The organism is Sulfitobacter litoralis, assembly GCF_900103185.1.
Classification (GTDB): domain Bacteria; phylum Pseudomonadota; class Alphaproteobacteria; order Rhodobacterales; family Rhodobacteraceae; genus Sulfitobacter; species Sulfitobacter litoralis.
Genome location: NZ_FNJD01000005.1, coordinates 49,587 through 68,920 on the forward strand (window position 1 = coordinate 49,587; position 19,334 = coordinate 68,920).

The 19,334-nt window shown below is 59.8% G+C and carries 19 protein-coding genes, 1 tRNA gene and 1 other RNA gene; 13 read left to right on the plus strand and 8 right to left on the minus strand.

The window, feature by feature from the left end:
* Window positions 1–26: 26 nt before the first annotated feature.
* The 5 genes from dnaG to BLQ98_RS05915 all read left to right on the plus strand — a co-directional run bounded on the left by dnaG (window position 27) and on the right by BLQ98_RS05915 (window position 5,546).
* Entirely contained in the window at window positions 27–2,000 is a 1,974-nt protein-coding gene (gene dnaG, locus BLQ98_RS05895) for a DNA primase (protein ID WP_093732416.1), read from the plus strand.
* A 134-nt stretch (window positions 2,001–2,134) separates the two neighbouring features.
* Window positions 2,135–4,117: an RNA polymerase sigma factor RpoD gene (gene rpoD / locus BLQ98_RS05900; RefSeq protein WP_093732417.1), complete on the plus strand. Its 1,983-nt coding sequence runs from the start codon at window positions 2,135–2,137 to the stop codon at window positions 4,115–4,117.
* Window positions 4,118–4,259: 142 nt separating this feature from the next.
* Window positions 4,260–4,670: a hypothetical protein gene (locus tag BLQ98_RS05905; RefSeq protein WP_093732418.1), complete on the plus strand. Its 411-nt coding sequence runs from the start codon at window positions 4,260–4,262 to the stop codon at window positions 4,668–4,670.
* Window positions 4,671–4,687: 17 nt separating this feature from the next.
* On the plus strand, window positions 4,688–5,086 hold the full coding sequence (locus BLQ98_RS05910) for a hypothetical protein (protein WP_093732528.1): 399 nt from the start codon (window positions 4,688–4,690) through the stop codon (window positions 5,084–5,086).
* 46 nt (window positions 5,087–5,132) lie between these two features.
* Window positions 5,133–5,546, plus strand: coding sequence for a secondary thiamine-phosphate synthase enzyme YjbQ (locus BLQ98_RS05915; protein WP_093732419.1), 414 nt, complete (start codon window positions 5,133–5,135; stop codon window positions 5,544–5,546).
* A gap of 2 nt (window positions 5,547–5,548) precedes the next feature.
* On the opposite strand, the gene BLQ98_RS05920 is transcribed toward BLQ98_RS05915, so the two are convergent.
* Window positions 5,549–6,220 (minus strand): SDR family oxidoreductase, encoded by a 672-nt coding sequence (locus BLQ98_RS05920; protein WP_093732420.1) that lies wholly within the window; start codon window positions 6,218–6,220, stop codon window positions 5,549–5,551.
* A gap of 194 nt (window positions 6,221–6,414) precedes the next feature.
* Between BLQ98_RS05920 and nrdR the strand changes: the two genes are divergently transcribed.
* Both nrdR and ribD read left to right on the plus strand, forming a co-directional pair.
* A complete protein-coding gene (nrdR, locus tag BLQ98_RS05925) occupies window positions 6,415–6,882 on the plus strand; it encodes a transcriptional regulator NrdR (RefSeq protein ID WP_005849229.1) in 468 nt (155 codons plus the stop codon).
* A 2-nt stretch (window positions 6,883–6,884) separates the two neighbouring features.
* Entirely contained in the window at window positions 6,885–7,988 is a 1,104-nt protein-coding gene (ribD, locus tag BLQ98_RS05930; RefSeq protein WP_093732421.1) for a bifunctional diaminohydroxyphosphoribosylaminopyrimidine deaminase/5-amino-6-(5-phosphoribosylamino)uracil reductase RibD, read from the plus strand.
* 54 nt (window positions 7,989–8,042) lie between these two features.
* Here the strand turns inward: ribD and BLQ98_RS05935 are convergent, their stop codons facing one another.
* The 3 genes from BLQ98_RS05935 to BLQ98_RS05945 all read right to left on the minus strand — a co-directional run bounded on the left by BLQ98_RS05935 (window position 8,043) and on the right by BLQ98_RS05945 (window position 12,634).
* Window positions 8,043–10,079 carry a capsule polysaccharide biogenesis protein gene (locus tag BLQ98_RS05935; protein WP_093732422.1) on the minus strand — a complete coding sequence of 679 codons (2,037 nt, stop codon included), beginning with the start codon at window positions 10,077–10,079 and terminating at the stop codon, window positions 8,043–8,045.
* A 9-nt stretch (window positions 10,080–10,088) separates the two neighbouring features.
* Window positions 10,089–11,225 carry a polysaccharide biosynthesis/export family protein gene (locus BLQ98_RS05940; RefSeq protein WP_472911603.1) on the minus strand — a complete coding sequence of 379 codons (1,137 nt, stop codon included), beginning with the start codon at window positions 11,223–11,225 and terminating at the stop codon, window positions 10,089–10,091.
* Between the two features lie 116 nt (window positions 11,226–11,341).
* Window positions 11,342–12,634 carry a capsule polysaccharide biogenesis protein gene (locus BLQ98_RS05945; protein WP_093732424.1) on the minus strand — a complete coding sequence of 431 codons (1,293 nt, stop codon included), beginning with the start codon at window positions 12,632–12,634 and terminating at the stop codon, window positions 11,342–11,344.
* A 135-nt stretch (window positions 12,635–12,769) separates the two neighbouring features.
* On the opposite strand from BLQ98_RS05945, the gene BLQ98_RS05950 reads away from it, so the two are divergent.
* From BLQ98_RS05950 to nusB, 4 genes are all read left to right on the plus strand, one after another.
* Window positions 12,770–13,357 (plus strand): riboflavin synthase, encoded by a 588-nt coding sequence (locus BLQ98_RS05950; protein ID WP_093732425.1) that lies wholly within the window; start codon window positions 12,770–12,772, stop codon window positions 13,355–13,357.
* Window positions 13,358–13,632: 275 nt separating this feature from the next.
* Window positions 13,633–14,757, plus strand: coding sequence for a 3,4-dihydroxy-2-butanone-4-phosphate synthase (gene ribB / locus BLQ98_RS05955; RefSeq protein WP_093732426.1), 1,125 nt, complete (start codon window positions 13,633–13,635; stop codon window positions 14,755–14,757).
* 5 nt (window positions 14,758–14,762) lie between these two features.
* Window positions 14,763–15,311 (plus strand): 6,7-dimethyl-8-ribityllumazine synthase, encoded by a 549-nt coding sequence (locus BLQ98_RS05960; protein WP_093732427.1) that lies wholly within the window; start codon window positions 14,763–14,765, stop codon window positions 15,309–15,311.
* A complete protein-coding gene (gene nusB / locus BLQ98_RS05965; RefSeq protein WP_093732428.1) occupies window positions 15,308–15,787 on the plus strand; it encodes a transcription antitermination factor NusB in 480 nt (159 codons plus the stop codon). Before BLQ98_RS05960 ends, nusB begins: the two co-directional genes overlap by 4 nt.
* A gap of 63 nt (window positions 15,788–15,850) precedes the next feature.
* On the opposite strand, the gene ssrS is transcribed toward nusB, so the two are convergent.
* The 3 genes from ssrS to BLQ98_RS05975 all read right to left on the minus strand — a co-directional run bounded on the left by ssrS (window position 15,851) and on the right by BLQ98_RS05975 (window position 18,153).
* A non-coding RNA gene (gene ssrS, locus BLQ98_RS18655) (6S RNA) lies at window positions 15,851–16,004 on the minus strand.
* Window positions 16,005–16,051: 47 nt separating this feature from the next.
* Window positions 16,052–16,819: a COG3904 family protein gene (locus tag BLQ98_RS05970; protein ID WP_093732429.1), complete on the minus strand. Its 768-nt coding sequence runs from the start codon at window positions 16,817–16,819 to the stop codon at window positions 16,052–16,054.
* A complete protein-coding gene (locus tag BLQ98_RS05975) occupies window positions 16,816–18,153 on the minus strand; it encodes a hypothetical protein (RefSeq protein WP_237271391.1) in 1,338 nt (445 codons plus the stop codon). The genes BLQ98_RS05970 and BLQ98_RS05975 overlap by 4 nt, the downstream gene beginning before the upstream one ends.
* A gap of 93 nt (window positions 18,154–18,246) precedes the next feature.
* Between BLQ98_RS05975 and BLQ98_RS05980 the strand changes: the two genes are divergently transcribed.
* Complete coding sequence (locus BLQ98_RS05980; protein ID WP_093732430.1) at window positions 18,247–18,714, plus strand: MmcB family DNA repair protein; 468 nt, start codon at window positions 18,247–18,249, stop codon at window positions 18,712–18,714.
* Between the two features lie 90 nt (window positions 18,715–18,804).
* Here BLQ98_RS05980 and BLQ98_RS05985 read toward each other — a convergent pair whose 3' ends face one another.
* Window positions 18,805–19,005, minus strand: a complete 201-nt coding sequence (locus BLQ98_RS05985; RefSeq protein ID WP_093732431.1) for a DUF6324 family protein — start codon at window positions 19,003–19,005, stop codon at window positions 18,805–18,807.
* A 148-nt stretch (window positions 19,006–19,153) separates the two neighbouring features.
* Here BLQ98_RS05985 and BLQ98_RS05990 point away from each other — a divergent pair.
* Window positions 19,154–19,230, plus strand: a tRNA-His gene (locus BLQ98_RS05990).
* Window positions 19,231–19,334: the final 104 nt, after the last annotated feature.

A 19,334-nucleotide genomic window follows, 5' to 3' on the forward strand; every position in this document is an offset into this window, starting at 1 on the left:
ACCCTCGCGACCCAATATAAAACCGTATGAGCCTGCCCCCTGGATTTTTGGATGAACTGCGCAGCCGTGCCAGCCTGTCACAGGTGGTAGGGCGCAAAGTGTTGTGGGATGCGCGCAAGTCCAATCAGGGCAAGGGCGACATGTGGGCTCCGTGCCCGTTTCATCAGGAAAAATCAGCCAGCTTCCACGTCGATGACCGCAAGGGATTCTACTATTGCTTCGGATGCCATGCCAAAGGGGATGCGATCTCTTTTGTGCGCGAGACCGAGAATGTAAGCTTTATGGAGGCGGTCGAGATTTTGGCGCGTGAGGCAGGAATGCCCATGCCCAAACAGGACCCGCGCGCGCAGGAAAAAGCCGACAAGCGAACCCAGTTGGCCGAGGTAATGGAACTGGCCGTGCAGTATTTTCGGCTGCAGCTGCGCACGGGGGCGGCCAGTGCTGCGCGCGATTATCTGGCAGGCCGCGGTCTGACGCCGCAGGCGCTGGAGCAGTGGGAAATCGGATTTGCGCCGGATCAGTGGCAGGGACTTTGGGATCATCTAAAGGCCAAGAATGTCGAGGACGCGCTGATAATGGGGGCAGGGCTGGCCAAGCCTTCGTCCAAAGGTGGGCGGCCCTATGATACGTTTCGGGGCCGGATCATGTATCCCATCCGCGATGCGCGGGGGCGGGCGATTGCCTTTGGCGGGCGGGCGATGGACCCCAATGACAACGCCAAATATCTGAACTCCCCGGAGACAGAGCTTTTTGATAAGGGCCGCAGCCTATACAACGTGCGCGATGCCCGGACAGCTGCAGGGCAGGGCAAGCCGTTGGTCGTCGCCGAAGGGTATATGGACGTGATTGCGCTGGTGCAGGCCGGATTTGGTGCGGCCGTTGCCCCCATGGGAACGGCGACCACCGAGAGTCAGCTACAGATGTTGTGGCGCATCTCGCCCGAGCCGATCATCACGCTGGATGGTGACACGGCCGGCCAGCGGGCGGCCATGCGGTTGATCGATCTGGCGCTGCCGTTATTGGAGGCGGGCCAATCCTTGCGCTTTGCCGTGATGCCCGATGGAAAGGATCCCGACGATCTGCTGCGGGCCCATGGCGCACCCGCCTTGCAAAAGCTGCTGGATAACGCCATGCCGATGGTGCGGCTGTTGTGGCAGCGCGAGACAGATGGCCGCGTTTTCGACAGCCCTGAACGCAAGGCCGGCCTGGACAAGGCGTTGCGCGAAAAAATCATGATGATCAAAGATCCTTCGATTCGCAGCCACTATGGCCAAGAGATCAAGGATTTACGCTGGCAGCTGTTCCGCCCGCAAAAGGCCAAGAAAGACTTTAGCCCTGTGGCGCGTGCGTCCGGTGGGGGCAAGTGGGCACCCCCACCGCAAGGTCCGTCGCCAAGTGCGAAATCCTCTATTCTGGTGACTGCAGCCGGTCTAGGCGCGACAGAGCATCTGCGCGAAGCGGTGATTTTGATGGCTTTGCTAAACTGCCCGCAACTGGTTGAAGAATTTGAAAACGGCTTGGCCACAATGCGCTGTCAGGACTACGACCACGGGCGTATTCGGGACTTGATGCTGCGCCATGTGCATCAGGACCCTGCGGTGTTGCGCGAAAAGATTTACGACGCCCTTGGCGAGTACGCACTTGAAAATATGCTGGCGCAGCGCCACGTAGCCATCACGCCCTGCATCCGAAGCCCCGGCAACCTTGAGAAGACGCGTATGACCGTCGCCGAGGAGCTGGGGAAGCTGGAAGCTGTGCGTGGACTGGATGAAGAGATCGCCGATGCGGTCGAGGATATGACCGGCATGGCCGACGAGGGTCTGACATGGCGGTTGGGCGAAGCGGCGCGCAATGCCGATCGTGCGCAACGTAGCGGGCAGGAAGATACCGCTGAATACGACATCGCTGAAAACGGTGCCCACATCAGCCGGGACGAACGCAGCGCATTTGATGCTTTGCTGGGGTCGATCCTGAAGGGTGGCACGAAAGAGAAAAAATGAACCCGGCGTGGCTTTTTCGCCGGGATGACTAACAAAGTACAGGGTAACGGGTTTAAGAATCACCCAGAACCCCGCATGATTCGAACAACCGAATCACGTCACGTGATTCGCACCCATTCGCTGGAGGAAATTTCATGGCCGCCAAAGACACGAACGAAGACGCGAAGTCTGACGACCAGGATGCCGGCCATTCGCTTGATATGAGCCAAGCCGCCGTCAAAAAGATGATCGGCGAAGCCCGTGAAAAAGGCTATATCACCTACGATCAGCTGAACACTGTTCTGCCGCCCGATCAAGTAAGCTCGGAGCAGATCGAGGACGTGATGTCGATGTTGTCCGAAATGGGCATCAACGTGATCGAAGACGAAGAAGCCGAAGAAGAAGACGCCAAGGGTGGCACCGAAGTTGCCACCACGGAAAGCACGCGTGATGTGGCGCTGTCCGCTGGCACGTCCGAAAAGCTGGACCGCACGGACGACCCCGTACGCATGTACCTGCGGGAGATGGGGTCCGTCGAACTGCTCAGCCGTGAGGGCGAGATCGCCATCGCCAAGCGGATCGAGGCAGGCCGCAATACAATGATCGCGGGGCTGTGTGAAAGCCCGCTGACCTTCCAGGCGATCACGATCTGGCGCGACGAACTTTTGTCCGAAGACATTCTTTTGCGCGACGTGATCGACCTTGAGGCGACATTCGGCACCCAGATGGGCGACGAAGAAGAAACGACTCCGGTCGTGCCTGTCGGCGGCACCGAAACAAAGCCTGCGGAAAGCACCAGCGAAGTCGATGCAGATGGCAATCCGATCTCGAATGATGACGACGACGAGGATGAAGACGAACAGGCAAACATGTCGCTGGCCGCGATGGAAGCCGCGCTCAAGCCACAGGTGCTTGAGGCGTTGGACATCATCGCCGACGATTACGTCAAGCTGAGCCAGATTCAGGACAGCCGTATTTCGGCGACCCTGAACGAGGATGGCACCTTTTCGAAGGCCGATGAGGAAGAATACCAGCGCGTCCGGTCCGAGATCGTGCTGCTGGTCAACGAGCTGCACTTGCACAACAACCGTATCGAAGCCCTGATTGACCAGCTGTACGGCATCAACCGCCGTATCATGCAGATCGACAGCGCGATGGTGAAGCTTGCTGACCAAGCGCGCATCAACCGCAAGGAGTTCGTCGACAGCTATCGTGGCTACGAACTGGACCCCAACTGGATGGAGCGGATGGCCGAAAAGTCCGGTCGCGGTTGGCAGATGTTCATTGAACGCTCATCTGAAAAGGTTGACGAGCTGCGCACGGATATGGCGCAGGTTGGTCAATATGTCGGTCTTGATATCTCTGAATTCCGCCGCATTGTGCAGCAGGTTCAGAAGGGTGAAAAAGAGGCCCGTCAGGCCAAGAAAGAAATGGTCGAGGCAAACCTGCGCCTCGTTATTTCGATCGCTAAAAAATACACTAACCGCGGCTTGCAGTTCCTTGATCTTATTCAGGAAGGGAACATCGGTTTGATGAAGGCCGTGGACAAGTTTGAGTACCGTCGCGGCTATAAATTCAGTACCTATGCGACATGGTGGATCCGGCAAGCCATCACGCGATCCATTGCGGATCAGGCCCGCACCATCCGTATCCCAGTGCATATGATCGAAACGATCAACAAACTGGTCCGGACCGGTCGTCAGATGCTGCACGAAATCGGCCGCGAGCCGACGCCGGAAGAGCTGGCAGAGAAGCTGCAGATGCCATTGGAGAAGGTCCGCAAGGTGATGAAAATCGCCAAGGAGCCTATCTCCCTTGAAACGCCAATCGGCGATGAGGAAGACAGCCAGCTTGGCGACTTCATCGAAGATAAGAATGCCGTGCTGCCATTGGACAGCGCCATTCAGGAAAACCTCAAGGAAACCACGACACGGGTGCTGGCATCGCTGACCCCGCGCGAAGAACGTGTTTTGCGGATGCGTTTCGGCATCGGCATGAACACCGACCATACGCTTGAAGAGGTCGGTCAGCAGTTCAGCGTGACGCGTGAACGTATCCGGCAGATCGAGGCGAAGGCGCTGCGCAAGCTCAAGCACCCAAGCCGGTCGCGCAAGCTACGGTCGTTCCTCGATCAGTAAGCTGTTCAATCGCAAACAATATAGAAGGCGGGTGTTTCGGCATCCGCCTTTTTTCATGCGGTTAGGCCATACTCTCAAAGCTGTGAATTTAAATCCACGCCGCGCACCCTATCTGTGTCCTAGCCGCCAAACAGGAACCGCCATGAAACGTCTCGCCCTCGTCGCCATTTTGTCCACGATACCAATGGCCGCCGTCGCGCAGCCCTCTACGGCGGTGAACCGGTTGCAGGTTATTTCGCTGTCGGGCACGGCCTTTGAGGTGATCGAGGATCACGGAGAGGGCGCGCGCGGTCTGTGGTGTGCGGCTGCCGAATATGCCGAAGACCAGCTGAGTGCACGGACAGCAGACCAGATCTACCTCAAGTCGCCGCGAGGTCCCTCGGCCAGCGGCGCTGGTCGCGTCGGTGCCGTCTTTACACTGAATGACGCCGAGTTATCCGAGGCCGCATTCAAATCTTATTCAGTCTCGGTCCGCAACGCGGGGCAGACCCTGCCGGTTGGCCACGCAATCCAGTTCTGCAAGGACTACATCCTTGAGCTGAAAGACTTTTGATGAACAGGAATGACATTGTGAAAACCTTTAAAACAGCGCTTTTGATGGCCTCTTTGGTCGCGGGGCCTGCTCTTGCGCAGGGCTATGTGCCAAATGAACGGCTGACCTACACGCCGACGGAAAATGGTGTGCGTATCAGCGGTAGCACGGGCTTTGGTGCGCGGGGGCACTGGTGTGCGGCCGCGGGTTACGCTGGGGACCAGATGGGAGCCGCGGATCGTCAGACGCTTTATGTCAGCGAACCGCGCGCGCGTGGTTTTGGCGGCGATGGTGGCGTGACCTTCACGCTCGATCCGACAGGGCTGACACCGTCGCCGGTGGTGATACTGGGCGGATCGCTGACCAAGGCCGGATCGGCGATGACCATCAGCCACGGCATTACGCTGTGTGGTGGTTTGCAATCGCCCGGCAGGTAAGGCTAGCCTGACGCCAAGGCGATAGCCCAAGCGGAAGGCAGGCAGGATGAACAGCGAACTTACAGTCCACACACGCGGGCAGGGGCTGTACGAAATAACCAGCGATGTGATTCAGGCGCTTTCGGGTCAGCGGTCCGACGGGCTGCTGACGTTGTTCGTGCGACATACCTCTGCCTCACTGCTGATCCAGGAAAATGCCGATCCCGACGTGCAACGCGACCTATTGGCATATTTTGCACAGCTGGTGCCGCCTGCCAATGATCCCTCGATGTCCTATCTCCGGCATACGCTGGAAGGACCAGATGACATGCCCGCGCATATCAAGGCGGCAGTGATGCCCGTCACGCTTAGCATCCCTGTGGTCGCAGGGCGCATGGTGCTTGGAACATGGCAGGGCATCTACCTGTTCGAACACCGCGACGCGCCTCATAGCAGGCGCATCGCGGTACATTTCGCCTGAGCTTAGCCCACCGGCATCAGATGGATTTCGCGGACCGCTGCATGGGGCGGTGCCTGCAGCGCGTGCAGTACGGCAGATGCAACATCCTCGGGTTTCAGCTTATCAGGCTTGGCCTCGTCAAAGAACGGCGTGTCGACCATTCCCGGAGAAACGACCATGCAGCGCCCGCCCCATTCGGCCATTTCGTCGGCAAGGTTGCCAGCAAAACCATGGATGAAGAATTTAGTCGCGCCATAAATTGACCCCTTGATGTGGCGGCGTCCCGCGGCTGATCCGGTTACGACATATTGCCCTGTCGTTTTGCGCAGGTAGGGCATCGCAGCATGGGCGGTATAAAGCGCACCCATCACGTTCAGATCGACCATCGCCTTCCAATCATCGGGGTCGCCCTTTTCGGTCCCGCCGGGTGAGGTGCCGCGTCCCGCATTTGCGAACACCGCGTCAATCTGACCGAACTTCTGCGCAAGGCGGCTCATGGCCTGTTCCTGATCGTCATAGCTGGTCGCGTCTCCGGTCAGCACCAGCGCCTGATCCCCGATGTCACGTGCGAGGTTTTTCAGCTTATCCTCACTGCGGGCAAAAAGCCCTACGTTCCATCCTGCCTTGGCTGCAGCCTGTGCGGTGGCCGCGCCGATCCCGCTGGAGGCCCCTGTGATAAATAGCGTTTTGGTCATGTCGTTTTCCCTTCAAATTTATCCTGTTCCAGGCCTAACGCCTGGGCACAGGCGAAGTTCACGCCAGTTTCGCTCAATACAACATATAGACGGCCATTTCGCCCCTACCCAAAACCTCGCGTTGGTCCTATAGTTTTGGGGAGTGGGGTCGTTTGGACCCCTATTGAACAGGTTTAAGATAAAGGGGACCGGCCATGCGCTGCCCGTTTTGCGGAAATATCGACACCCAAGTAAAAGACAGCCGCCCGGCCGAGGATCACGTTTCAATCCGCCGCCGCCGTTTCTGTCCCGCCTGCGGGGGCCGGTTTACAACCTATGAACGGGTGCAACTGCGCGATCTGGTGGTCGTTAAAACCTCTGGCAAACGCGAGGATTTCGACCGCGACAAGCTGGAACGTTCTATCCGCATTTCCATGCAGAAACGCCCGATTGATCCCGAACGTATCGATCAGATGATCAGCGGCATTGTGCGCCGTCTTGAAAGCATGGGTGAAACAGATGTCGGGTCGAAACAGATCGGCGAGATCGTGATGGAGGCCTTGGCCCGCATCGATACTGTCGCCTATGTGCGGTTTGCCAGCGTCTACAAGAACTTTCAGGCGGCAGATGATTTCGATAAGTTCGTGCAGGAACTGCGGCCCGATACCCCTGCGGACGAATAAGTATGTCTGACGACGCGCGCTTTATGGCGCTGGCCTTGTCGCTGGGCCGGCGCGGGCAGGGGGCTGTCTGGCCCAACCCCGCCGTGGGCTGCGTCATTGTGCAACAAGGCCGCATCGTCGGACGGGGATGGACCCAGCCGGGCGGCAGACCCCACGCCGAACCCGAAGCCCTGCGGCAAGCGGGGCCGGCGGCCAAGGGCGCGACGGTCTATGTCACGCTCGAACCCTGCGCCCATACCGGCAAGACCCCGCCCTGCGCCGATGCGCTTGTGGCAGCTGATGTCGCGCGCGTTGTGATCGCCTGCACAGACAGCGACCCGCGCGTCAGCGGCAAGGGCATTGCGATCTTGCAAGCGGCGGGCATCTCGGTTGACGTGGGCGTGCTCGCGCATGAAGCCCGCGCCGATCACATGGGCTTTTTCCTGCGTATCAATGCAGGCCGTCCGATGGTGTCGCTTAAACTCGCCAGCAGCTTTGATGGTCGTATCGCCACCGCGACAGGTGAAAGCCAGTGGATTACAGCCCCGCCCGCACGCCGAGCGGTACATGCGATGCGCAGCCGGCATGACGCGGTCATGGTGGGCGGCGGCACGGCGCGACAGGATGATCCCAGCCTGACCGTGCGCGACCTTGGCGTCACCCGACAGCCAACACGGATCGTTGTGTCCAATGGCCTGGACATACCCCTTGGCGGCGCATTGGCAAAAACGGCAGGCGACATCCCTTTGATCCTTTGCCACGGCTCCAAAGCGCCGACAGAGCTGATCGAGGCCTGGAAAAGCCTAGGCGCCACGTTGATCGCCTGTGCTAGCAGGATGGGCCAGATCGATGCCGATGATATGCTCCAGCAACTCGGTCAGCACGGTCTGACACGCATCTTTTGCGAAGGCGGCGGTGGGCTCGCCGCAACGCTGTTGCAGGCTGGTTTGGTGGATCAGTTGATCGGGTTCACAGCAGGGCTCACGCTCGGGGCTGACGGGCTGCCAGCCATCGCGGCGCTACAGCTGCGACACCTTGCACAAGCCCCGCGGTTCACCCTGACGGAAACGGCGCGCATCGGCCCCGACCTCCTCCACATCTGGGCCCGCGCCGACGCGCCGGCCTAGACCGCTTCCAAATGGTTCAAACTCCCGGGGGTACGGGGGCTGGCCCCCGTAGCGCTACCCGCGCCGCCACAGATGCGCCTGTGTGGCGAACACCCCTTGCAGCTTGGCCAGCAGACGGTTCGTCACCCCGCGCCGTGGCACGTCGCCCGCTGCCAGCCGCTCTACCACGACCTCGACAGGGCATGCTGTGCCGGTACGCGGATCGAAATAGCGCGGATAATCAATGAGCGCTGCATGCACCACCCCTTCGAGGGTGACACCGGCCCCCCGTCGGGTGGGGATCGCGCCACGGTCCTCGGTCAGGCCCCAGCCGGCATAGAAAGGAGCCCCGAGGGTCACCACCTTGATGCCGCGCAACAGGGCCTCGAACCCTAGAAGGGACGTCATGGTCCAGACCTCGTCCACATGCGCCAACAGCGCAACGGGATCAGCGTGGGTCAATACGCGGTCGGCCAGCCCTTCGGCATCGATGGCACCGGGACGCAGACCGGCCTCTACGTCGGGGTGCGGCTTATACAGGATCACCGCGTCGGGATGTGCGGCACGTGCGCAGGTGAGCAGCGCCAAATTCGTCGACACATCCCCCGTGCCGGTCAGGATAGAGGCATCGTTCTCGACTTGCCCGGGCACCAAAATACGCCGTCCGGCAGGCAGGTCGGCGGGCATGATATCGCCGCCAAGGTTATACTTGCTGAGCCCCGCATCGCGTAGCGCAGCGATCAGCCGCGTGGCGCGGCGGGACTGGTCAGAGCGCAATTTAGCGCGGGCGACGATGTGGTTTTCCAGCCGGCTGGGTTTGCGGGGATCATAGTAGATACCCAAATCGTCACAGACCAGCGACAGCGGTGGCACCAGATCCGCCCCCAAGCCCCGTGACCGCAAGAACCCGTCCTCTACGCGGACCGCACCAGCGTGATCCTTTGTCTCCTTGGAGGCCCAGACCATCCACGGCTTGCCCGCCGCACGCGCCGCGTCGGGATTGTTTCGATAGGTGACAGGTGACCAGCGGCCAAAAAAACGCTGGAGCGGCTGGCGTTTCCACAACCTCATATCCGAGGCGACCCAGCCGCGATGGTCTTCGCGCCAAGCGCGGGTCTGAGCGGCCATCGCCTCTATCGCGGTTTCAATGTCACACAGGCAATCGCAGTGAGGGTCATACCACTTGGGATACAGGATCATCGTCCCTGCAAACAGCTGCGCACGGGTCAGCACCCGTTGGCGGCGCTGTACGGGGAATTCGTCCTCGGTCAGGCCCCAGCCTGCATAGAAGGGTTGCCCGAACACCCGTGGTTTATGGCCTGCGAAAATCGCCTCGAACCCCATTTGAGAAGAGACGGTATAAACGCGCACGGCCCCTTCGAACAGCGTCCAAGGGCTGATCGGGGCGGTCAGCAGGGTGATGCGGTCATTGGCGTCTTCGGGGCCAAAGTGGCCAGAGCGAAAGCCCGCCGCGGTTTCGGGGTGGGTCTTGATGATGATCCGCGCGCCGGGGTTTTCCTGCTGTGCAAAGACAAGCATTTCGAGAAACCGCGACCGGTCCGCCCCCGACGCCGCGACAGAGGCGTCCCCAAGAGTTTGGTCGATCACCAGCACATATCCCGGATCGGGGGCGGGGTGGGTTGGATCAAAGCCGCTGTATTTGGTCAGATGCGCTTCGGCTATCCGGTGGATGGCACCGCGGGCGCGGTCGAGCAGAGCTGTATCATCGAGCGGATGCGCGGTCAGGATCTCTTCGAGGTCAGAGGGCTGTTTGGGGTCAAAGTGCAACCCTTTATGGTCTACCAGTAACCCCAGTGGCGGCTCGCCCGCCCGGCCGGGAAACAGCGACCGGAGCAATGCGTCTTCGACGCGCACCACAGGCAGATCACGCTTTTCGGCCACGGCCAGCCCACGGTGGGCTGTGCCCGCGTTGCCCCAGACAGCGATGGCGTCACCTGCGCGCGGCATTCCCAGATGCAGGCTATAGCCCGACAGCTGCAGAATGCGCCGTACCCTGCGGTTGCTGATGAACCCGCCGTTAAACACAAAAAGCCGCCGGTCCTTTGCGGGGCCGGCGGCGGGAGTATCATATATTTCAGGCCCTAAAGCCATCTTTGCAGATCAGTTGCTCGACGCGAGCGACGAGAGGCTGTTGACCGAGCTGGCCGACCCCGTGATCGAGGAGATGACTTTGCTCCATTGTGTGAAGGGCGCTTCGGTTACGTAGAGCGTATCGCCGTCGCGGATCACGAAGTCACGTGCCATGAACATGCCGTTGGGCTTGGTCAAGTCTAGCACATAAATCATGCGCTGTGCGCCTTGCAGATCGTTGCGTCCCAAGACCTGTGCCACGACAGGTTCAGGTTCGTTGCGGAAGACGAAAACACCTGTTGGGTCTGCGGTGCCTGCGTTCAGGCCGCCGACCTGGGCGATGCCTTCGAGAGCCGACAGGTTCTTAGTTTCAAAAGGGACTTTTTGTTGCGCACCTGTGGCACCAAGCGCCACAAAGGACCGCGTGTCTTCCTCGATCAGGATGCGGTCACCGCCGCGCAGTGCAATGTCGAGCTCGGGGTGGTTGTACAGGTCTTCCAGCCAGATTTTGCCCTTTTGGTTGCCCCGCAGTACCGTCACCTGCGCGATTTGCGGCGTGATCGTCACGCCGCCGGCACGTGCCAGCATGGTGGCGAGGGTGCGGGTCGGGCGTTCAATGGCATAAACGCCCTGCGCGCCGACAGATCCCACAAGCGACACCGTCGCCCCATCACCGGCCAGACGGCGCACCTGTACCTGCGGGTCGGGAGTCTGCTCTGACAGTTTGTTGGTGATGATACGGCGGATCGCTTCGGGAGAGTTGCCAGCGGCCTTGACCCGACCCGCGTAGGGCACGAAGATAAAGCCAGAGCCGTCAACCTGCACTTCTTCCAGCACGGTGGCGTTTGCGCCCTGTGCCGCTAGCAAGCCGTCGTCGACGTTTTCCCAGATTGTCAGCCCCAGCGTATCACCCGGATTAATCGTGTCCGACCCAAGCTGGCCTGCGTGAATAAACCCCGAATTAAATCCAAGCGCCGGTGCGACAGCCGTCGCACGGGTCACACGGTCATTAACGGCAACGACGAAAGCGTCACCTTGCTTTTGGACCGATCCTGCATAGATTTGACGTTTGTTCGGACCAACCTGCGGAAGACCACACGAAGATACCACGGCCATAGCCGCCAATAATGCGATGGGACGCGCCCACCTGAAGGGTACGGATTTCACTGCCCGGTCTCCTCGACCTATTCTTACTCTGCCTCGAAATCGCCGATTATTTCGACGTAATTATCATCGGCTTAGCGCAGTTTGGATCGAAAAGCTACTGTTGCGGCAAAAATCTGTCAGGTGACGGCTCGCAACTGTTGCCGTGGTGCCGCGGTCCCCAGTTCCAGCGCGTCATAAGGGTCTTCGGGGGATAGCATCATATCAACGACCTGACGCAGAAGCTGAGTGCGCGCGCGGGCGGCATAAAATCCGCCGGGCACCTGCGAGGTTTCTAGCAAATACCGGCGATAGTCCTTGTAGGCCTTGTTGTCCGGGCGGGATGCGGCGGCAAAGAAATCGGTCAAGGGCTGGTTGGATACGAATTCGGGCTTTGCATAGACGGCGCTGCCAAATACCTTGAGAGGTATACCACGCCAGAGCACCTGTTGCCCCGCGGTCGAGTTCACGGTGATCGCCGTGCGCGCATCATTCAGAAGCTGTGCCAGTTTGCCGCCCCGCACGAAATGCACGCGGTCGGCTACGCCCAGATCACGTGCGACGCGCTTTACCACACGGCGCAAGGGGGCGCGGCCGTCTTCCAACGGATGGGCTTTGACGACAAGATGGTGGTGGCGTGGTGCGCCTTTGGCAAATCCCTCGAGCACGACGGTCAGGAAATCGGTCATCGTCTCGAACGGGGAATGTTCCTGAAACGAGCTGTCGTGCTCCAGTTGCAACAGCGCCAGATGGTAGGGGAAGCCGCCGAGCCGAATACGCAGCGTTGCGATCAGCCGGTCCAGCGCCAGCGCGGGCATCAGCAGCAGCCGCTTGAGGTAAAGCTTGAACTCCTTGATCACTGGCAAGCTGCGGTGCGGGCGAAAGTTGCGATACGCGCCGTTTCGAAACAGCACAAACCAGTGATACAGCGCCCCGTAAAAAACATGTTGGCGCATATCGCCCCAGTGGCCGGGGGGGAGGGGGGCCTCCATATCCGAATTGGCCAGTGCGACCTGCATCTGTTCGATCGACATCTCCATTAACCGAGAATTGCCGTTCGATCCGCCCCGTTCATAAGTGACCCAATAGGGGCGCATGTACCCTTCTTCAAAGACATGCACGGTCAGCCCGCGTGCCTTGGCTTCGGCCACGGCTTGGGCGTGGATCGGACGGGTGTCGCCGTATAGCACGATATCTGTGACACCTTTGTCGGCGAGCAGCGCAACAAAGGTGTCTTTCCACGTGTCAGCCGTACCGCGAAACGGAATATAGCTGCGCGGGTGGAACCAGAAGGCCCGATCGCCTGCATTGAACCCCACGCGCCAGACCTGCGCACCCGCCAGACGAAGCATCTTGCCCAGTCGGTTAAAGAAGGGGCCATGCGGCCCTTGCAGGAAAAGGAAGACCCGGTCACGGGGTGCTGCGGCGTTCATGGTTAGCTTTCAGTTTACCTTGTTCATCACACAGACAAACACCTGATACCGGCGAAAATGTGGCGTGTCTGTGGACTTGTCATGCTGATGGCAGAGGTCTACTTCGGTAGCGATCACTATAGAAGAGGCACGCGCATGTTTACAGGTATTATCACGGATATCGGAAAGATCTCCAAGCTCGAACAGCAGGGGGATCTGCGTGCACGGATCGAAACGGGCTATGATACCGACGGTATAGACATGGGCGCGTCGATCGCGAGCGACGGCGTCTGTCTGACGGTCGTCGATCTGGGTCCCGATTGGTACGAGGTGCAGATCAGCGCGGAGACCGTGGACAAGACCAACCTTGGCGCATGGGAGGTCGGGCGGAGGCTAAATCTTGAACGCGCTCTGAAGGTCGGTGACGAATTGGGCGGGCATATTGTGTCGGGCCATGTCGACGGCGTCGCCGAAGTGGTGGCGCTGCGCGATGAGGGCGACAGCACCCGTGTGACCCTGCGCGCGCCCAAAGATCTTGCCAGGTACATTGCGCCCAAAGGATCGGTCGCGTTGAATGGCACATCGCTGACCGTGAACGAGGTCGATGGCTGTGATTTCGGGATCAACTTCATCCCCCACACCAAAGAGGTCACGACCTGGGGCGATGTTGACGTAGGGGACCGGATCAACCTCGAGATCGACACATTGGCCCGCTATGTGGCGCGGTTGTCAGAGATGTCCTGATTGCCGCTGCTCTGCTTGCACGCACGAACGGCGGGCGAATCCCTTTGCTTGTCAGGGGGCTTAGGCGTATTTTGTAGCCGATAGCGCTGCCCGTGCAGGGCAGGGGGCTGGCGCGGCGGGTTGCTCTTACAGCGATGAACGCAGGGCACAGCGCCGGCTGATGGTGCGGATTTGAGTTTATTTGGCAAAATGAAGCACGGGCGGGGGCTGCCCCGCTCTGGCAAAGACGCGTGGGGTGGGGTATGTGCCTTGGCAACAAAGAGTGAGGTGAGCCCATGCAATTTGAAACGCCCGGACCCGTCGAGGCTGAATTGGCGGATACCATCGCGCCCATCGAAGAGATCATCGAAGAAGCCCGTCAGGGGCGTATGTTCGTGTTGGTCGATCACGAGGACCGCGAGAACGAAGGCGATCTGGTGATCCCGGCGCAGTTTGCGGACGCTGATGCGATCAACTTTATGGCCACCCACGGGCGGGGTTTGATCTGTCTGCCAATGACTGAAGAACGCGTCAATACTTTGGGTCTGCCAATGATGGCGGTGAATAACTCTGCCCGTCACGAGACGGCTTTTACCGTGTCGATCGAGGCGCGTGAGGGCGTGACCACCGGGATCTCGGCTGCGGATCGGGCGCTGACGGTCAAAGTCGCCATAGACGAAGACAAAGGTGCCGTTGATATCGCCACACCGGGGCACGTGTTTCCGTTGCGGGCACGCGACGGCGGGGTCTTGGTGCGGGCTGGACATACCGAGGCGGCCGTCGATATTTCGCGTCTGGCGGGTCTGCATCCGTCGGGCGTAATTTGCGAGATTATGAAGGAAGACGGCACCATGGCGCGCCTGCCTGATCTTGTCGCCTTCTGCCAGCAACATAAGATGAAAATCGGGACGATCAGCGATCTGATCGCCTACCGCCACAAACATGATAACCTATTGGTTGAACGTGACAGCCGGACTGTGACCTCCGCTTATGGCGGCGACTGGAAGATGCAGATTTTCACCGACGAGATCAGCGGCACCGATCACGTTGCGCTGTCAAAGGGCGATATCACTACGGATGAGCCTGTTCTGGTTCGGACCCACGCGATCAATGCGCTTGAAGATATCTTGGGCCTTGGCCCAAGCCCCGCTGACGAATTGCCTCGTGCAATGCAGATTATCGCTGAGGAAGGCCGCGGTGCGGTATTGCTGTTCCGCGACCCCGATCCGCGTTTGCGTTTCGAAGACGAAGAGGACGACCGTCCCCGTACCGTCAAACGGACCGGTCTGGGGTCGCAGATCATGGCGAGCCTTGGCCTGCACAAGCTGATCTTGCTGACCGACAACCCCGATACCCGTTATCTGGGGCTGGACGCCTATGACCTTAGCATCGTGGGCACGCGCCCGATCACGCAGGAGTAAGTGCAATGGCTGCTGGAAATCACACCACGCTGACGACCCCGAAATTCGAGACGCCTGTTAAGGTTTTGATCGTCATTTCGCCCTACTACTCGGATATCGCCGAAGGGCTGTTGAAGGGGGCCAAAGCTGAACTTGAGGCTGCAGGGGCCGCGTGGGACGTGGTGGAAATGCCCGGCGCGCTAGAGATACCGACCGCCATCGGCATCTCTGACCGCAAGAGCAATTTTGACGGCTATGTTGCCCTCGGTTGCGTGATCCGTGGCGAGACGACGCATTACGAGACCGTGTGCAACGATAGCAGCCGCGCGTTGCAGTTGATGGGGTTGCAGGGCATCTGCATCGGCAACGGCATCCTGACGGTTGAAAATCATGAACAGGCCGCCGTGCGCGCCGATCCTGATGGGCAAAACAAGGGCGGTGGCGCTGCAGCTGCGGCCTTGCATCTGATCGCGCTGAGCCGTAAGTGGGGCGACATTCGTAAAGATATCGGTTTCAAGCCCCGCTCGGATGAATATCTGATGGCGGGCAACAATGACGGACCCAAGACAGCATGACATCCTCCGCCGGCCTTTCGGGCAATCAAAAACGCAAGATGAAATCAGCTTCGCGGCTTTATGCCGTGCAGGCCTTGTTCCAGATGGAACATTCCTCGCAGAGCTTTGACACCGTTCGCAAAGAGTTCCTCGAGCACCGCTTTGGCGCGACCTATGACGGTCAGGAAATGATTGACGGCGACATTCGGCATTTTGCGGAATTGCTTGAGACTGCCGTGAACTATCAGGCGGCGATTGACCAGATGACGGACCGTGCCTTGGTTGCCAAATGGGCCATCGCGCGCATTGACCCTACGTTGCGTGCGCTCTTTCGCGCCGCCGGCGCTGAACTACGCGAGCAGGAAACCCCGCCCAAAGTCGTGATCAATGAATATGTCGATGTGGCCCGTGCCTTCTTTGAAGGCGGCGACGAGCCAAAGTTCGTGAATGCCGTTCTGGATCACATGGCCCGCGAGGCGCGCCCCGAAGCATTCTGATCTGGTCGTACTGTTTGGTCGGTGCGAACCGGCAGCCTGCGACGTTTACCTGTAAGAAAGTGTGACGGGACCACCGCTGCCGTTCTGTTGTATATTCCCGAGGACCTGTATGTACAGGTGGGCGCCAGATAAACGAACCAGGGCTCGAACAGAGCCAGCTCCCTCGGATTTGCTTAAGGCCACTGGAATGTAACTTTTACAAACAGGGCAGAACCCGTCACCCCCGTTAAGTAGGCGCGACGATGGCCTGCGACAAGGGGTATCTTAGCTTGCGTCGGCGTTTTCCACAAAGCGATAGCGGGTCAGCTCTTCGGGCAGCAGCAGATAGATCTCATCGGGGGGGGTAACCAGCGCGTGTTGCATAACCAACGGGTCGATTCCCATCTGATCCAGATAGGTCATGACCTCTCCCTGACCGCGCTGGATGTCTCCGACAGCGACAAAGGCGGGCAGCAGGGTGCTTTCGCCGAAAAAGTGCTGATGCACCCCGACAGAAGCATCGTCTGGCACATCGCGGCTGGTGCCTGCGGCCAATAGATAGGGACAGGCGGAATAGCAGATATCGCCGCTGCGCAGTGCCGTTGTTAGATCGGTATCGCGAAAATACCGCCCCAGACGCAGCGCATCGCTGACCGAGCCACCGGGGGAGTTCAGGATGACCCCGTCGGGTTGGGGCTTAAGCGCGGTGATCTGTTTTTCGATCCGTTCGGCATCGCCCGCCATAATGCCGCCTTCCAGCAACACCCGCGCCCCACCTTCGACGACCGTGAGGGTCAGGCGCTTGGGCAGGGGAGCCTCAGGCATGGGGCGGCCGCCGGGGCGGGCGCGGTCGGGCTGAAAGCGGCGGGTCTGGTCACCAGGTCGTGTCGGCTCTGTCAGACCTGGTGCGCGGGGGGCGAAGCCGGGCAAACGTAACCCGTCGCCAAGATCGCCCCAGAACAACATACCGGCCAGTCCAAGCTGAAGCATGAGGACGCCGCCAAGGACTCGGGCGGCGGGTGGACGCTTTGGAGAGTCGCGCAGCGGTTTCATGTGGTCTTGGACGGTGTCGACGTGACCGTGGTGTCCGCTGCGATATCAGGCGTTTGGATGGCATCGGACGCATTCGCATCCGGTGTGGGGGTGTCCACGATTGGCACACCCTTCATTGCTGCATCCATGTCGCGCATTGCCAGCACGGCGGCACGTAGTTCGGCCAACGTCAGTGTTTCTTCGATGGCGGCGCCCTCGCGGCCTTCGCGGATCGCTCCTTGGGTGATCGCAAGGATAAAGACCAGCACGGCGGGCAGCAGATCAATCGCGATGGCACCGGCCCAGGAGGGGATAAAGTTACGCGCATATTTAATGACGGCATCCGCGCTGGAAATTGGCGTATAAGTCGTCTCTGTCGGTGGGGCCATGGCCAACACGTCTTGAGCCGCGCGTTCTAGCGTCGCGGCACGTTGGGCCAGCACCTCGAGCACGGCAGTGATGGTAGAGGCCTGATTGCCGCGAACCTCGACGCTGCTGCCGTCCAGCTCGGGCAGAACGACTGAAGCCGACAAATCCTGCGCGGCACGTTCGACAAGCGGGGCCACAGACAGTTGGCGCAATCGTGTGATCAGCCCCGCAAGCCGTACAGCCTGCTCCGAAAACTCAACCGATCGCGCTTCAACGGGCCCGGGTTCAACAGTAAGGGCACGCATCCGGCTTAGGATCTGGTTGCCCTCGACAAAGGCGTCGCTCACCAGTGGCGTCTGGGTGGCGATCTGAGCTTCCAGCCCCGACAGCTCTGCCGATTTCTGGCGCAGCACGCGAAACACAGCGCCCCGACCGGCCAGCCCTGACAGCCCGCCGGTGGCCTCTTGTTCGCTTAGATCCTCGAAGCTTTGCCGCACGCGGGCCACGTCCCGTTCGAGCCCTTGGGCCGAAAGGGTGATCTCGTGCGCGCGCTCCAGCGATCCTTGGTAATCCTGTACGGTTTCGGCCAGATGTTGTTCCACCGCGGCTGAGCCAGCAAGGGCGGCTGCGTTCAGCCAGCTCGACATGGCGATAATCGCCACGGCCCCGAGCGACATCGCTCCCAGCAGACCGACCCGTGCCCGGGCACTGCGCACTGCCGGAAACAGGCGCAGCATATAGGACCAGAATACAAAAATGCCGACGGACACTGCCGCAGAATATGCGATGGCTGCAAACGCTGACATCGCGCCGTTATCATCCAACAAAGAGGACACCCCAAGATAGGTGTAGATGCCCGATGCCACAGCCAACACCCCAAGCGCTGTGCCCGAAAACGTATCAAGCCAGCCCAGATGCCCTTCAAGCTCGCGGGCGTAGCGGATGCCGCGCTGCTGATGTGTCGAATTTTCGCCGTCGCGCGCCATATAACCACCTTGTTTTCTTTTGAACTAGATAGGTTGCAGACTGAAGATTACCAAGCGCTTGCTTGATGTTCATGAATTGTTCATATTGCGGTCATGACCCAGACCACCCTGATGACCGCCCCATCCTTGCAACCCGGACAGCTCATTGCCCGTGGCGTGACGCGCCAGCTTGCGGCGCTTGGCTTTGCCAGCGTGGAAGAACTGGTGCCGACACGTGGGCTGCGCGTAGATGTCATGGCACTCGGACCCAAAGGGGAAATCTGGATCGTTGAATGTAAGTCCAGCCGCGCCGATTTCATGTCGGACAGCAAATGGGATGGCTATCTGGAATGGGCGGACAGGTTCTTTTGGGCCGTGGATGCCGATTTCGACATTGACCTTTTACCCGAAGATACCGGTCTGTTTGTCGGCGACAGCTACGGTGCTGAGCTGCTGCGCATGGGCCCTGAAAAGCGACTTGCAGCGGCGCGCCGTAAGAAAATGACGCATCTCTTCGCTACGCACGCCGCACGGCGGTTGCATTTGTTGCGCGACCCCCATGCGATGCCGCAATGGGGATAGCGCGATCCACCATTCCAAATGGAAAATATCCCGGGGGAACCGCGCCCCAGCACGGTGGGGCCTGGCCCCTGCCGGAAGGTGCAGTTTAGCTTAACGCTTGGCTTTGGCTGCCTTGCCCGCGCGATGCGCTGCGGCCATGATCTCTTCCGCGATTTCAACCGCTTCGTCCGGGGTGAAGTCCATCGGAATTTCAATCCCGCCTTCTGCTTCGATGAACAGCCGTACCATGCCCTTATCGGTCGGACCGATCTGCAGGTTGGCTTCAATGTCGCGTTCTGTGTCAATGCCCATGAGGTTTCTCCGAAACTGTGTCAGATCCCGTACCGCGCAACGATGCAAATGGCAAGTTTCTGCGTTTTCTGCGATGTGCGGACAAATCTGATTTTGCGGCACTTAGGGGCTTGCATTCCTTTTTCATGGGCGCTAGATCGACCGCAGTGCCGCCTTAGCTCAGTTGGTTAGAGCGCCTGATTGTGGATCAGGAGGTCCCTGGTTCGAGACCAGGAGGTGGTACCACTACCCCCCCCCAAAAAAAATCCGATATCGCCTTTAGCACGCCTATCAGCTCATATGCTGAGTCCGACGTTCTAAAGCATCACGGTCGCCAAGGGGTTTCGAGG

Coding starts and splice junctions, on each gene's coding strand:
- nusB (WP_093732428.1), top strand. CDS start 15,308: ATGACATCCTCCGCCGGCCTTTCGGGCAATCAAAAACGCAAGATGAAA.
- dnaG (WP_093732416.1), top strand. CDS start 27: ATGAGCCTGCCCCCTGGATTTTTGGATGAACTGCGCAGCCGTGCCAGC.
- BLQ98_RS05980 (WP_093732430.1), top strand. CDS start 18,247: ATGACCCAGACCACCCTGATGACCGCCCCATCCTTGCAACCCGGACAG.
- rpoD (WP_093732417.1), top strand. CDS start 2,135: ATGGCCGCCAAAGACACGAACGAAGACGCGAAGTCTGACGACCAGGAT.
- BLQ98_RS05905 (WP_093732418.1), top strand. CDS start 4,260: ATGAAACGTCTCGCCCTCGTCGCCATTTTGTCCACGATACCAATGGCC.
- BLQ98_RS05935 (WP_093732422.1), bottom strand. CDS start 10,079: ATGGCTTTAGGGCCTGAAATATATGATACTCCCGCCGCCGGCCCCGCA.
- BLQ98_RS05915 (WP_093732419.1), top strand. CDS start 5,133: ATGAACAGCGAACTTACAGTCCACACACGCGGGCAGGGGCTGTACGAA.
- ribD (WP_093732421.1), top strand. CDS start 6,885: ATGTCTGACGACGCGCGCTTTATGGCGCTGGCCTTGTCGCTGGGCCGG.
- BLQ98_RS05975 (WP_237271391.1), bottom strand. CDS start 18,153: ATGGCGCGCGACGGCGAAAATTCGACACATCAGCAGCGCGGCATCCGC.
- BLQ98_RS05970 (WP_093732429.1), bottom strand. CDS start 16,819: ATGAAACCGCTGCGCGACTCTCCAAAGCGTCCACCCGCCGCCCGAGTC.
- nrdR (WP_005849229.1), top strand. CDS start 6,415: ATGCGCTGCCCGTTTTGCGGAAATATCGACACCCAAGTAAAAGACAGC.
- BLQ98_RS05950 (WP_093732425.1), top strand. CDS start 12,770: ATGTTTACAGGTATTATCACGGATATCGGAAAGATCTCCAAGCTCGAA.
- BLQ98_RS05920 (WP_093732420.1), bottom strand. CDS start 6,220: ATGACCAAAACGCTATTTATCACAGGGGCCTCCAGCGGGATCGGCGCG.
- BLQ98_RS05960 (WP_093732427.1), top strand. CDS start 14,763: ATGGCTGCTGGAAATCACACCACGCTGACGACCCCGAAATTCGAGACG.
- BLQ98_RS05945 (WP_093732424.1), bottom strand. CDS start 12,634: ATGAACGCCGCAGCACCCCGTGACCGGGTCTTCCTTTTCCTGCAAGGG.
- ribB (WP_093732426.1), top strand. CDS start 13,633: ATGCAATTTGAAACGCCCGGACCCGTCGAGGCTGAATTGGCGGATACC.
- BLQ98_RS05985 (WP_093732431.1), bottom strand. CDS start 19,005: ATGGGCATTGACACAGAACGCGACATTGAAGCCAACCTGCAGATCGGT.